This is a genomic window from Actinomyces oris (assembly GCF_006546825.1).
In the GTDB taxonomy this organism is placed as follows: Bacteria; Actinomycetota; Actinomycetes; order Actinomycetales; family Actinomycetaceae; genus Actinomyces; species Actinomyces oris.
In genome coordinates this window covers 718,580-731,723 of sequence record NZ_VICC01000006.1, presented here as the reverse complement: position 1 = coordinate 731,723, position 13,144 = coordinate 718,580, and the positions used below count along the sequence as shown (strand labels likewise).

The window sequence follows — 13,144 nt, the reverse complement described above, 5'->3', positions numbered from 1 at the left end:
GGCGCCATGCGCATCACTCCCCTGGGGGGCCTGGGCGAGGTCGGCCGCAACATGACCGTCTTCGAGCTGGACGGCAAGCTGCTCATCGTTGACTGCGGTGTGCTCTTCCCCGAGGAGGACCAGCCGGGCGTCGACCTCATCCTTCCCGACTTCTCCTCCATCGAGCACCGCATCGACGACGTCGTCGCCCTGGTCCTGACTCACGGGCACGAGGACCACATCGGGGGTGTGCCCTACCTGCTGCGCCTGCGTGACGACATCCCCCTGGTGGGAAGCGAGCTCACGCTGGCCTTCGTGGAGGCCAAGCTCAAGGAGCACCGTATCCGCCCGGTGCTGCGCCAGGTCATCGAGCACGAGGAGGTCTCCTACGGCCCCTTTGACCTGGAGTTCGTGGCCGTCAACCACTCCATCCCCGACGCCATGGCCGTCATGATCCGCACCGATGCCGGCAACGTGCTGGCCACCGGTGACTTCAAGATGGACTCCCTGCCCATCGACGGGCGCATCACGGACCTGCGCTCCTTCGCCCGTTTCGGTGAGGAGGGCGTGGACCTGTTCTGCGTGGACTCCACCAACGCCGAGGTCCCGGGCATGGTGGGCCACGAGGGCGAGATCGGCCAGGTCCTGGACAACGTCTTCGCCGACTCCGACGGGCAGATCGTCGTGGCCTCCTTCGCCAGCCACGTCCACCGCGTCCAGCAGGTCCTCGATGCCGCCGCCCTGCACGACAGGCGGGTCGCCCTCGTGGGGCGCTCCATGGTGCGCAACATGGGGATCGCCGCCGAGCGCGGCTACCTCAAGGTCCCCGCCGGCGTCCTCATCGATGCCCGGGACATCACCTCGCTGCCCCCGCACGAGAGAGTCCTCATGGTCACCGGCTCTCAGGGAGAGCCCATGGCGGCCCTGTCCCGGATGGCCCACTCCGAGCACCGCAGCGTCACCATCGAGCCCGGGGACACCGTCATCTTCGCCTCCTCCCTCATCCCCGGCAACGAGAACTCCGTCTTCCGGGTCATCAACCAGCTCATGAGGCTGGGGGCACGCGTGGTCCACCAGGGCAACGCCAAGGTCCACGTCTCCGGGCACGCCTCCTCCGAGGAGCTGCTCCACGTCTACAACATCGTCCAGCCCCGCAACGTCATGCCCATTCACGGTGAGATTCGTCATCTGGTGGCCAATGGTGGGCTCGCCGTCAAGACGGGAATCGCCCCGGAACGGGTCATGCTGTGTGAGGACGGCGTGGCCGTCGACCTGGAGGGTGGAGTGGCCCGTATCGCCGGCCAGGTGCCCTGCGGCTACATCTACGTCGACGGCTCCTCGGTGGGGGAGATCGACGAGGCTGAGCTCAAGGACCGCCGCATCCTGGCGGAGGAGGGCTTCGTCTCGGTCTACGCCGTGGTGGAGACCACGACTGGCACGATCCTGGCCGGCCCCCACATCCAGGCGCGGGGCGTGGCGGAGGACGACTCGGTCTTCGAGGAGATCCTTCCCGATGTGACCGAGGCCCTGTCGGCTGCGCTGGAGACCGGGAAGGCGGACGCCTACTCCCTCCAGCAGGTCATGCGCCGCACCCTGGGGCGCTGGATCGGGCGCCGCCTCAGGCGCCGTCCCATGATCGTCCCGGTCGTCATCGAGGCATAGCGGGAGGGCGCTTACTGCATGACTCTCTTCCGGCCCGCGTGCTTCATATCCACCGGATCCATCCTCATTGACATCCCCCTCCACGTCAGCCGTGTGCCGACGCCGGGAGGGGCGATCACCGGGGCGTCGTCGGGTCCGGTCGTCGGTGGCGGGTACACCGTGGTCTCGGCCGCAGCCCGGCAGGGTGTACCCACGGCCCTGGCCGCCACCCTGGGAACCGGACCCAACTCCGCGCGGGTGCGCGAGTCGATGCGGCTGGACCGGGTGGAGCTGCTCGTCGAGGAGCTCGTCGGGGACATCGGCACCTGCACCACGCTCATCGAGCCCTCCGGCCGACGCACCTTCATCACCACCGCGGGTGTTGAGGGCGAGCCTCAGCGTGAGGATCTCGAGAGCATCGACCTGAGGGCCGGGGACTGGGTCTACGCCACGGGCTACGACCTGGCCCACTACACGAGCCGCGGCATCCTGGCCGACTGGCTCCTGTCGATCCCCGACGGCGTCGGGCTGGTGATCGACCTCGGCCCGGTCCAGCCCGACATCCCCGACCAGGTGCTCCTTCCGCTGCTGAGGAGGGCGACGATACTGACCGGGAACGACCTGGAGATGGGGCGCCTCGAGAAGCGACTGGGCGGCACCGGTGCCATCCGGCAGGCCTGCCCTGAAGCACTGATCGTCCACCGAACCGGCATGAACGGCTGTGTTCTCCACCCGGTGGGCGGCGAGCCGATCGAGGTACCCGGTTTCGTGCGTGAGGTCGTGGACACGACGGGAGCGGGAGACACGCATACCGGTGTCCTGGTCGCCGGCCTCCTGGGCGGGCTCGACGTCGTCGAGGCGGCCAGGCGAGCCAACGCGGCCGCCGCCCACGCCGTGGCCCGCAGTGGCCCGGCCCAGGCCCCGCTGTGCGAGGAGATCGATGAGTTCCTCCGCGCCGACGATGAGAGGTCCTGACGGGGGCCCGGGGCGCGCCCGCCTCTGCCCTCAGGGGATGAGTCCCCGTACCGGGCCGCGGCACCGAGAAGGTGACGTGTCTCCGGCCGGGGCGGGCGGCGTGGCAAGGTCAATGACACCGAGAATCCGATAGTTTCTAGGGCATCATGGCCAATCGTCGCACCACGAGAACAGCTGCGCCTTCACCGGGAACCGGCAGAGGACGTAATCGAGGCGGTTCCGCTCCAGGAACCGCACCCTTCTCCGCGCCCGGAACCGGGCCCTCGGGCGGACGCTACCGCCGTACCGGCTGGGCCTTCCTCATCCTGGCCCTCGCAGCGGTGCTGGCACTGCGCGAGTGGTTCGGGATCTCCGGTGCCGCAGGCGATCTCCTGCACCACATCGCCGCGGGTCCCGTTGGCGTCCTGGGTGTCTTCGTACCCCCGCTCCTGGCGGCGCTGGGCATCGCCATGCTGCGGGTCCACAGCCTGGGGGCGGTGCACGCACGGGTCTCCGTGGGCTGCCTGGGGCTGCTGACCGCTCTGACCGGAATGATCCAGGTCGGCAGCGGCAACCCGGTCCTCAAGGGCAACATCGACGGCCTGGAGAGGGCCGGAGGGCTGCTGGGGTGGCTGGTGGGCTACCCGCTGGCGGCACTGTTCTCCTCCGTGGGGGCCTTCATCCTGTTCCTCCTCCTGACCGCGTTCTCCGCACTGGTCCTGTCCGGCAAGACCGTTGCCGAGATCCGTGACCTACTGGATCAGTACCGGGCCGCGGACGGTGACGGAGCCTCCCAGGGCGCCGATGGATCGGGTGACTCCCTGGCCCGGCGCCTGCTGGGGCGGGTCCGCGGAGGCTCTGAGCGGGCCGGCGCCTCGGGCGCGGACTCGGATCAGACGGCGCTCCTGGACTCCTATGACGGCGACGAGCCCTTCCGCTCCGCCCTGGAGGTGGAGGAGTCGGCCTCACGTAAACGGGGCAGTGGCCGCCGTAAGCGCTCGGCCGACCGGCAGGCCCAGCAGACGACGATCACCGAGCTCTTCGAGCCGGGCGCCGATCACGGGTCCTACTCCAAGGGCGAGGACTTCGTCATCCCGGACGTGGGCGAGGAGACTGATGTCATCGCCTCCCCGGCGCCCTCAGCCTCCTCTCCCGCCCGGAGCAGGCCCGCCGGCCCGGCAGGTGGCTCCGTGGCCTCCGGCCCGGCCGCAGGAGGGCAGCGCAAACCCTCATCCGCCAAGCGCAGCGCACCGCAGTCGCCCTCCGGTTTCGACGCCGTCACTGAGGAGACCCCCGAGGTCGCGCTGGAGGAGCCCGACCTCGCCGACCAGATCGCCATGAGCGACATGGCTCTGCCCGACGGATCGACCTACACCCTGCCCGATGACGCGCTGCTCGGTCCCGGCCCGGGCCACTCCACCCGCACCCCCGCCAACGACGCCATTGTGGAGTCCCTGCAGAACGTCTTCGCCGAGTTCAACGTGGACGCCACGGTCACCGGCTACACGCGCGGCCCCCAGGTCACCCGCTACGAGGTTCACCGGGGCCGGGGGGTCAACGTCTCCCGGATCACGGGGCTGGAGAAGAACATCGCCTACGCGGTGGCCTCCGACGAGATCCGTCTGCTCACCCCTATTCCGGGTAAGAGCGCCATCGGAATCGAGATCCCCAACAGCGACCGGGAGATGGTCAAGCTCGGCGACGTCCTGCGCTCCCAGGCCGCGCGAAAGCAGGCGCACCCGCTGGTGGTCGGGCTGGGCAAGAACGTCGAGGGCGACTACGTCGTCACCAACCTGGCCAAGACCCCGCACCTGCTGGTGGCCGGGCAGACCGGTTCGGGTAAGTCCTCCTTCGTCAACTCGATGATTACCTCGATCATGATGCGTGCCACCCCCGAGGAGGTGCGCATGGTGCTGGTGGACCCCAAGCGGGTGGAGCTGACCATCTACGAGGGCATCCCCCACCTCATCACCCCGATCATCACCTCCCCGAAGAAGGCGGCAGAGGCCCTGGAGTGGGTGGTGCGCGAGATGGACGCCCGCTACGACGACCTGGCCTCCTTCGGCTTCAAGCACATTGACGACTTCAACAAGGCGGTGCGCGCAGGCGAGGTCCAGCCCCTGCCGGGATCCCAGCGAGAGCTGAGCCCCTACCCCTACCTCCTGGTCGTCGTCGACGAGCTCGCCGACCTCATGATGACCGCCCCCAAGGACGTGGAGGCCTCCATCCAGCGCATCACCCAGCTGGCCCGCGCTGCCGGGATCCACCTCGTGCTGGCCACCCAGCGTCCCGTCGCCCAGGTGGTCACCGGCCTCATCAAGTCCAACGTCCCCTCGCGCCTGGCCTTCGCCACGGCCTCCCAACTGGACTCCCGGGTCATCCTCGACCAGAACGGGGCCGAGACGCTCACCGGCCAGGGTGACGCCCTCTACCTGGGCCCGGGCGCCTCCACGCCAGTGCGTATCCAGGGCTCGTGGGTCACCGAGTCCGAGATCCGCTCCGTCGTCGAGCACGTCAAGTCCCAGCTGACGCCCGAGTACCGCGAGGACGTCGTCGTCCCGGAGGTCAAGAAGCAGATCGACGAGGAGATCGGTGATGACATGGACCTGCTCCTGCAGGCCGCCGAGCTCATCATCTCCAGCCAGTTCGGCTCCACCTCCATGCTCCAGCGCAAGCTGCGGGTCGGCTTCGCCAAGGCCGGACGCCTCATGGACCTGCTCGAGTCCCGTGAGGTCGTCGGCCCCTCGGAGGGGTCCAAGGCCCGCGATGTCCTCGTCCAGCCCGAGCAGCTCGAGGAGACCCTGGCCTGGATCAAGGGCGAGGGGGGTGCGCCGGGAAGCGCGGAGAGCCCCGAGGCCCCTGACGCGTCTCAAGGCGAGCCCGACTCCGAGGCCCCCTCGGCTCCTGCCGCGAACGAGCCCCGTACTGCGGTCATGCCGTCGAACCGCTACAGCACGGACCCCTTGGAGGTCGCCTCCAGCCTGCCGGAGTCGGAGTCTTGGGACGACACCTCCGCCGATGAGGACTCCGAGGACGCCTGGTCGCTCACTGGCCGCGGCTCATCGTGGTGAGGCGGAGGCCGACGCCGCGCCCTGCGGGGCCGGGTGTGCCCCTGCCCGTGTGATGACCTTTTCCCGACTGGGAATCGTCGGAGCCGGTCCGGTGGGCTTGGGCGGTGTGGTGGCCATGGTCGAGGTGTCCTTGACCTGAGAGGTCAGCAGGCTCCAGCGCCGGTCGATCTGCTCTTTGCTCAGCCCCAGGCCGGCAGGCTGCTCGCCGTTGTGAAGCGCCGCCAGGTCCCTGATCTTGTGGCCGCCGGCGAGATCCATGGTGAACGGGTGCCAGTTCAACTTGTCCACGCTCACTGAGCCGTCGGCGTGGGAGGTGACGTCGGCCCAGACCAGCTGACCGACATCGGACAGCGGGGCGCAGCAGTCCTCATCCTGGTTCGAGATGTAGTTGCCGGCCGAGTACGACACCCACATCCCCTTGCCCCCGACTCCTCCGGAGAGCTTCTCGGCGGGCTGAGGCACATGGGGATGAGCGCCGAAGAAGATGTCGACCTGCCCGGTGTCGGCCAGGGACTGGGCGTAGGAGACCTGCTTGTCGTTGGGCGTGGTCTCGTACTCCTCACCGAGCTGGGAATGGACGACGACGAGATCGGCACCCGCCGCACGGGCCGACTTCGCCGCCTTCGTGATGGCGCCGACGTCGTTGAGCGACACGGAGTATCCGGTGGGATCCTCCAGGCCGTTGAGGTCCATGGTCGTGGAGATCTGGGCGACGGTCACGGTACGCCCGCCCCGCTCCAGCTCGTAGAGCGCGAAGGGCACCGAGGCGTCCTGCTGGCTCCGGTAGGTGCCCGCGTGGCCCAACCCGTGAGCGTCCAGCGCGTCCAAGGTGGCCACGACGCCGGCCTCCCCCCGGTCCGCGGCGTGGTTGGAGGCGGTCGCGCAGCCGTCCCAGCCGGATCTCGCCAAGGCGGCCACAACCTCGGTAGAGGTGCCGAAGGCGGGGTAGCCCGAGTAGACCCCGTCCGGAGCGACAGGCACCTCCATCCCGCACAGGGCCAGATCCAGGCCCTCGACCCAGGGGGTCTCAGCGGCGATGTTGGCGGTGATATCCCCTGAGCCTGCCGGAGTGGACTCCATCACCGGCATATGCATGAGGACGTCGCCGGCGTAACCCACGGTGAAGTGGACGTCCTGCGAGCCGCCGACGCTGGCGGAGGCGGACGGAGTCGGCGATTGAGCCGGCACAGCCTGATCGGAACTCGTCGAGCAACCGTTCATGGCGACGGATGCGGTGAGAACGACGGCGGTCAGCAGGCCAGGACCCCGTGACCTGCGGGTGAGGCCGGCGGAGTCCGGTGAAGTTGAGGGGAGAAGAGTGGAGGGGTGCATGATGATGAACGTATGAAGTGAACCTTAAGAGTGTGTGCGCGGTTCGTGCTCGTTCCAGTGGTGCAGGGGAGGCTCCCGGATGTCGGCGTGAACCGTGGGTGAGAACGGATCTTATGCCGCGTGTCGTCTGCAATGGGGCATAGCGCGTAGGGTGCAGGCATTCGGATGCGAGGCCGTTGAAAAGATGGATCGAGGTTTCTGCGTCGGTGGGAGGTCGTCCGCGACTAGGCTGGACCTGATGAACGCCCCGACCGCCCCGGATGGCGCCGCACCGTCAGAGCAGGCGCCGCTGCTCAACATCGCCAACGTCCTGACGGTGCTGCGCCTGCTGCTCGTGCCCGTCTTCATCTGGCTCGCCCTGCTGCCCGGGGACCGGGCCAGGCTCGCCGCAGTCGTGGTCTTCGTCGTCGCGGCCTTCACGGACCGCCTGGACGGCCAGCTGGCGCGCTCGTGGGGGCTGGTGACCTCCTTCGGCAAGATCGCCGACCCGATCGCGGACAAGGCGCTGACTCTGTCCGCCTTCGTTCTGCTGAGCGTCAACCAACGACTGTGGTGGTGGGTCACCATCCTCATCATCGTGCGTGAGCTCGGCATCACGGTTATGCGCTTCTTCATGCTGCGCCGTGCCGTCATGGCGGCCTCGCGCGGCGGCAAGATCAAGACGGCGCTGCAGATGGTGGGGCTGGTCGGGCTGCTCACGCCGTGGTCCATGCTCATGCTGCCCGCGGGGCCGGCCGCGTTCCTGACCAAGGCGGCCTACGTCATCGTGGCTGCGGCGCTCATCGTCACAGTGGTGACCGGCCTGGACTACGTCCGCGAGGCGATGCTGCTGAGCCGTCAGAACGGGCGGGGCGGCCGGTGACCGCCCGGGGGCCGTGGTGATCGAGGGGGCGTCCGGCGCCGAGGACCGTGTCCGCGTGGCGAGGGCTCTCCTGCAGTCCGCAGAGGAGCGCGGAATGACTCTGGCGATCGCCGAGTCGTTGACGGGTGGGCAGGTTGCCTCCAGTCTGGTGGAGGTTCCCGGCGCCTCCCGTGTGCTCGTGGGGGCGGTCGTGGCCTACGCCACCCGGATCAAGGCGCAGGTCCTCAGGGTCGATGCTGCGCACCTGGAGCTAACCGGGCCGGTGGACCGCGATGTCGCCCTGCAGATGGCGCATGGAGTGCGTCGGCTCCTCGGGACCGATCTGGGACTGGCGACCACCGGGGTGGCCGGGCCGGGGCCGGCCGACGGACATCCGGCCGGAACGGTCCATATCGCCGTCGTCGCTCCTTGGGGGCAGAGGCACCGCGAGCTGCACCTGAGCGGTGATCGCTCGCAGATCCGGTGCGCCACCGTGATGGAGGTGTGTGAGCTGGCCATCGGCTTCCTACAGAAGGACGAGTGTGGGCCGCAGCCCTGATTGCTTCTCAATGACGACTGACCAACTACAGACCGCAGACTAAGACGTATTTCAGATTTCTCTCAGGAATGCCGGTAGAGTGGTTCTCAACGTCACCGGAGCCGGAGAGCTGGCCCCACGTGGCGGGAATGAATCCACGACGTGAATGGTTGTGCTAGACGATGAACAACACGACTCACCCCCGCACCACTCGCCCGATCAACAACCGGATGCCGATGCGCCAGGGACCCGGGGCAGGGTACGGTGTGTCCGTGGACACCCCGAAGCACGAGAATGTCGTCCTACGCCGCGAGATCGGAGAAGTCCTGCGCGGCGTCCGACAGCACCAGGGACGCACACTGCGCGAGGTCTCCTCGCAGGCCCGTGTCTCCCTGGGGTACCTCTCCGAGGTCGAGCGCGGCCAGAAGGAGGCCTCCTCCGAGCTGCTCGCCTCCATCTGCCAGGCGCTTGACGCCCCCCTGTCCATGGTGCTGCGTGAGGTCTCCGACCGCATCGCCCTGACCGAGGGCGTCATGATTCCGGACACGGTTCCCGATGAGCTCGTGCGTCAGCAGGGGGTCGCCCTGCGGTGACCATCCGCTGACGCTCCGCGTGCGCCGCTCTTGTGGCGCGCAGATCGTTGCCAGTGAGCCGACCTTCCCGGCGGTGGGGCCACAATGAGTGGACTCGCCGCCGGGTTGCCTGTTGACAAAGGGGGAGTGGTGAAGCACTCGGAGTTCTGGAACGCCGTCGAGACGGTCTTCGGTCCGGCCTACGGCCGGTCACTGGCCCAGGATCTGGTTCTTCCAGGGCTGGGGGTGACCTGCGTGCAGGCGCTCGACGACGGTGTGGCCCCGGAGCAGGTCTGGGGCCTGCTGTGCGAGGAGACCGAGCGCTCGGATGCCGAGCGATGGATCTTCCGCTCGGATCCGCGTCGCTGAGCCCAGGTGACGAGGGCGGATGCGGGGGACAGGTGTGGAGCCGCCGACACGCGCGTGACGATGATGTCACGATCGAACAGGTGTTCGGGTACTGTTCTCCACGAACGACGACGACGCCCCCTGAGTCCACAGGGCTGATGCGGGGCGGAGATAGATGTCAGTGGTCAGGCATACCGTCGTTGGTGAGCCCCGGAGAGGGGACCTCGCCGAAGTTGACCAGCCATGCCCGCCGCGGCTGCGCGCCGCCCTGAGAACCGAGGTAGAACAATGCCTGCTGCCAGCCAGACCCAGGACCGCTCCAAGGCCCTGGCCACAGCCCTCGCCCAGATCGACAAGAGCTTCGGTAAGGGATCCGTCATGCGCCTGGGGGACGAGTCCCGTCCTCCGGTCTCCGTCATCCCGACGGGGTCGGTCGCCCTCGACGTGGCTCTGGGAGTCGGAGGGCTCCCGAGGGGACGCATCGTCGAGGTCTACGGGCCGGAGTCCTCCGGAAAGACCACCGTCGCCCTGCACGCCGTGGCCAGCGCGCAGAGGGCCGGCGGGAACGCGGCCTTCATCGACGCCGAGCACGCCCTCGACCCGGTCTACGCCAAGGCCCTGGGCGTCGACATCGACAACCTCCTGGTCTCACAGCCGGACACCGGGGAGCAGGCCCTGGAGATCACCGACATGCTGGTGCGCTCAGGCGGCCTGGACATCATCGTCATCGACTCCGTGGCGGCCCTGGTCCCCAAGGCTGAGATCGAGGGGGAGATGGGGGACTCCCACGTCGGTCTCCAGGCCCGCCTCATGAGCCAGGCGCTGCGCAAGATCACCGGTGCGCTGTCCTCCACCGGCACCACGGCCATCTTCATCAACCAGCTGCGCGAGAAGATCGGTGTGTTCTTCGGCAACCCGGAGACCACCACCGGAGGGAAGGCCCTGAAGTTCTACGCCTCCGTGCGCCTGGATGTACGCCGTATCGGCGGCCTCAAGGACGGGGACCAGCCTGTGGGCAACCGCACCCGGGTCAAGGTCGTCAAGAACAAGATGGCGCCGCCCTTCAAGCAGGCCGAGTTCGACATCCTCTACGGCCAGGGCATCTCCCGCGAGGGCAGCCTGCTGGACCTGGGAGTGGACAACGGCGTGGTGCGCAAGTCAGGGGCCTGGTTCACCTATGGGGAGGACCAGCTTGGTCAAGGCAAGGAGAATGCCCGCAACTTCCTCAAGGACAACCCGCAGCTGGCTGCCGAGATCGAGGAGAAGATCCTCGCCGCCCTGGGCATCGGTGAGCCCGGCCGCAAGGCCCGGGAGGCTGAGGAGCTCGCTGCTGCCGAGGCCGCCGTGGCCGCGGCAGCCGTCCCGGTGGAGAGCGCTGACACCGCCGCCACGAGCGCGGTCAAGACCGCCCGAGGGCGCGGGAAGAAGGCCACCTCCACTGCTAAGACCTCCAAGAGCGTGAAGACTCCCAAGGAGGCGTCGGCGGATGAGTCGGACACCATCTTCGGTGAGGAGGCCGGCGGGTTCTGATGCCCTGGCTCATCCCTGACGCCCATGCGCAGGCGGTCGAGGCGGCGCGGGAGATCGTCCTGCGCCGCCTGGACCGCAGCGCGGCTCCTCGCGCCGCCCTGGCCGAGCTCCTCGAGCGCAAGGAGGTGGACCCCCGTGTAGCCTCCGAGGTTCTTGACCGTCTGGAGGCCGCCGGAGTCATTGACGACACCGCCTACGCGGCCCGCCTCGCGCGCACCCGCTTCGCGGAGAAGGGGGCGGCCAGGCGAGCGATCGCCGAGGAGCTGCGGCGCAAGGGGCTGGGGGAGTCGGACGTCGCCGAGGCCCTCGAGCAGATCAACTCCGAGGACGAGGACTCAGCGGCGCTGGCGCTGGCTCGCAAGAAGCTCTCCGCCACCGGCCACCTGCCCTGGGAGGTGCGCCGGCGTCGCACCGCGGCCGTGCTGGGGCGCAAGGGCTACAGCCGGGACGTGACCATGCGGGCCATCGCTGCTGCTCACGCTGAGGAATTGGAATGAGGACGGGACTGCTTGTGGGGCGTCAAGAGCCTGAGGCCTGTGTGCCGGCCGACTAGGCTTCGTCCATGACCCAGGTGATTGCGGCCACTGACGGCTCAGACGCTCCGATCGACCTCCACGCGCTGGCGGCATCAGCGGGAATAGCTGCTGAGCACGTCATTCCCTATGGCCGCGATGTGGCCAAGATCGACCTGCGGGCGCTGGAATCCAGCCAGCACGTGAGCGGCGGTGGGGCGAGTACCTCTCGCTACGTCGTCGTCACTGCGATCACGCCGACGCCTTTCGGGGAGGGCAAGACCACCACGGCCATCGGACTGGCCCAGGGGCTCGCTCGCCTGGGAGAGCAGGCGGTTCTCACCCTGCGCCAGTCGGCCATGGGCCCCACCTTCGGCATCAAGGGCGGAGCCGGAGGATCCGGTGGCGCCCGCATCCTGCCGGCAGAGCGGATGAACCTGCACCTGACCGGCGACTTCCACGCCATCACCGCCGCCCACAACCTCCTGTCGGCGATGATCGACAACCACCTGCACCACGGCAATGAGCTCGACATTGACGAGCGCACCATCACCTGGCCCCGGGTGCTGGACGTCAACGACCGCGCCCTACGCCATATCGTCTCCGGCCTGGGGGCCAAGATCGATGGAGTCACCCGGCAGGCCTCCTTCGACATCACCCCGGCCAGCGAGCTCATGGTCATCATGTCGCTGGCCACGGACCTGGCCGACCTGCGCAGGCGCCTGGGGCGCATCGTTATCGGCCGAAGCCGCAGCGGCGAGTGGATCAGCGCCGAGGACCTCAAGGCGGCCGGGGCCATGTGTGCCGTCCTGCGCGACGCGCTCGAGCCCAATCTCCTGCGCACCGGCGAGGGCACCCCAGTCCTGGTCCACACCGGCCCCTTCGGCAACATCGCCACCGGATGCTCCTCGGTCATCGCCGACCGCGTCGCCGCGGCAGGAGCTCGCGACGGCGGCTACATCCTCACCGAGGCCGGCTTCGGATCCGACATGGGCCTGGAGCGCTTCATCGACCTCAAGTGCGCCGTCTCCGGGATGCACCCGAGCGTCGCCGTCGTCGTGGTCACCATCAGGGCGCTCAAGGCCCACAGCGGACGCCACCGCCTCGTCAGCGGCAAGGACCTGCCCGAGGAGATGCTCCAGGAGAACGTCGATGACGTGCGCGACGGCGCCGCCAACCTGCTCAAGCACCTGCAGATCGTGCGGGGCTTCGGCATCACCCCGGTCGTGGCCGTCAACGTCTTCCCCACCGACCACGATGCCGAGATCGAGGAGGTGACGCGTATCGCCGGTGACGCCGGAGCCCGGGTCGCGGTCTGCCACCCCGTCACCAGGGGAGGCGAGGGCTGCCTCGACCTGGCCGGAGCCGTCGTCGAGGCCTGCCAGGAGGCGGGAGAGCCGGCCAGCAGCCGACCCGCCTACGAGCCGCAGGACGACCTGCGCACCAAGATCTCCAAGCTCGCCGACCTCTACGGCGCCGACGGCGTGGACTACACCCCCGCCGCGAGCAGACTGCTGGAAGCCTACGAGCAGGCAGGCTTCGGCCACCTGCCCGTCATCGTCGCCAAGACCCCGCTGTCCCTGTCCGCTGAACCCGGCCGCAAGGGCGTGCCCACCGGGTGGCGCCTGCCGGTGCGCGAGGTGCGCCTGGCCGCGGGGGCCGGCTACGTCTACGCGATCTGCGGCAGCCTGTCGACCATGCCGGGGCTGCCGAGCCGGCCCGCCGCCGAGCGCATCGACGTCGACCTCGACACCGGCCAGATCGTGGGGCTGCGCTGACGACGCACGGGCCCCCGAGAACCCACTGTGACGGGAACCATGCCTAGG

The 13,144-nt window shown here is 68.8% G+C and carries 11 protein-coding genes; 10 read left to right on the top strand and 1 reads right to left on the bottom strand.

What is annotated here, in order from left to right; genetic code table 11:
- Positions 1-6: 6 nt before the first annotated feature.
- From FK267_RS10550 to FK267_RS10540, 3 genes are all read left to right on the top strand, one after another.
- Positions 7-1,641, top strand: coding sequence for a ribonuclease J (locus FK267_RS10550; RefSeq protein WP_043537763.1), 1,635 nt, complete (start codon positions 7-9; stop codon positions 1,639-1,641).
- Positions 1,642-1,659: 18 nt separating this feature from the next.
- Entirely contained in the window at positions 1,660-2,595 is a 936-nt protein-coding gene (locus FK267_RS10545; protein WP_075378257.1) for a PfkB family carbohydrate kinase, read from the top strand.
- 146 nt (positions 2,596-2,741) lie between these two features.
- A complete protein-coding gene (locus FK267_RS10540; RefSeq protein ID WP_141407141.1) occupies positions 2,742-5,645 on the top strand; it encodes an FtsK/SpoIIIE family DNA translocase in 2,904 nt (967 codons plus the stop codon).
- Here FK267_RS10540 and FK267_RS10535 read toward each other — a convergent pair.
- The gene (locus FK267_RS10535; protein WP_141407140.1) at positions 5,634-6,977 is read right to left on the bottom strand and encodes a CapA family protein; all 1,344 of its coding nucleotides are present in this window, start codon (positions 6,975-6,977) and stop codon (positions 5,634-5,636) included. The two genes, FK267_RS10540 and FK267_RS10535, sit on opposite strands and share 12 nt — an antisense overlap.
- A 238-nt stretch (positions 6,978-7,215) precedes the next feature.
- On the opposite strand from FK267_RS10535, the gene pgsA reads away from it, so the two are divergent.
- The 7 genes from pgsA (at position 7,216) to FK267_RS10500 (ending at position 13,096) form a co-directional block, all read left to right on the top strand.
- Entirely contained in the window at positions 7,216-7,839 is a 624-nt protein-coding gene (gene pgsA / locus FK267_RS10530; RefSeq protein WP_141407139.1) for a CDP-diacylglycerol--glycerol-3-phosphate 3-phosphatidyltransferase, read from the top strand.
- Between the two features lie 16 nt (positions 7,840-7,855).
- Entirely contained in the window at positions 7,856-8,377 is a 522-nt protein-coding gene (locus FK267_RS10525) for a CinA family protein (RefSeq protein ID WP_141407138.1), read from the top strand.
- Positions 8,378-8,538: 161 nt separating this feature from the next.
- Positions 8,539-8,949 (top strand): helix-turn-helix domain-containing protein, encoded by a 411-nt coding sequence (locus FK267_RS10520; RefSeq protein ID WP_004565236.1) that lies wholly within the window; start codon positions 8,539-8,541, stop codon positions 8,947-8,949.
- Positions 8,950-9,078: 129 nt separating this feature from the next.
- A complete protein-coding gene (locus tag FK267_RS10515; RefSeq protein ID WP_075374468.1) occupies positions 9,079-9,297 on the top strand; it encodes a DUF3046 domain-containing protein in 219 nt (72 codons plus the stop codon).
- A gap of 267 nt (positions 9,298-9,564) precedes the next feature.
- Positions 9,565-10,806 carry a recombinase RecA gene (gene recA / locus FK267_RS10510; RefSeq protein ID WP_075378254.1) on the top strand — a complete coding sequence of 414 codons (1,242 nt, stop codon included), beginning with the start codon at positions 9,565-9,567 and terminating at the stop codon, positions 10,804-10,806.
- Positions 10,806-11,303, top strand: coding sequence for a regulatory protein RecX (locus tag FK267_RS10505; RefSeq protein WP_141407137.1), 498 nt, complete (start codon positions 10,806-10,808; stop codon positions 11,301-11,303). Before recA ends, FK267_RS10505 begins: the two co-directional genes overlap by 1 nt.
- 65 nt (positions 11,304-11,368) lie before the next feature.
- On the top strand, positions 11,369-13,096 hold the full coding sequence (locus FK267_RS10500) for a formate--tetrahydrofolate ligase (protein WP_141407136.1): 1,728 nt from the start codon (positions 11,369-11,371) through the stop codon (positions 13,094-13,096).
- Positions 13,097-13,144: the final 48 nt, after the last annotated feature.

Coding starts and splice junctions, on each gene's coding strand:
- FK267_RS10550 (WP_043537763.1), top strand. CDS start 7: ATGCGCATCACTCCCCTGGGGGGCCTGGGCGAGGTCGGCCGCAACATG.
- FK267_RS10545 (WP_075378257.1), top strand. CDS start 1,660: ATGACTCTCTTCCGGCCCGCGTGCTTCATATCCACCGGATCCATCCTC.
- FK267_RS10540 (WP_141407141.1), top strand. CDS start 2,742: ATGGCCAATCGTCGCACCACGAGAACAGCTGCGCCTTCACCGGGAACC.
- FK267_RS10535 (WP_141407140.1), bottom strand. CDS start 6,977: ATGCACCCCTCCACTCTTCTCCCCTCAACTTCACCGGACTCCGCCGGC.
- pgsA (WP_141407139.1), top strand. CDS start 7,216: ATGAACGCCCCGACCGCCCCGGATGGCGCCGCACCGTCAGAGCAGGCG.
- FK267_RS10520 (WP_004565236.1), top strand. CDS start 8,539: ATGAACAACACGACTCACCCCCGCACCACTCGCCCGATCAACAACCGG.
- recA (WP_075378254.1), top strand. CDS start 9,565: ATGCCTGCTGCCAGCCAGACCCAGGACCGCTCCAAGGCCCTGGCCACA.
- FK267_RS10505 (WP_141407137.1), top strand. CDS start 10,806: ATGCCCTGGCTCATCCCTGACGCCCATGCGCAGGCGGTCGAGGCGGCG.
- FK267_RS10500 (WP_141407136.1), top strand. CDS start 11,369: ATGACCCAGGTGATTGCGGCCACTGACGGCTCAGACGCTCCGATCGAC.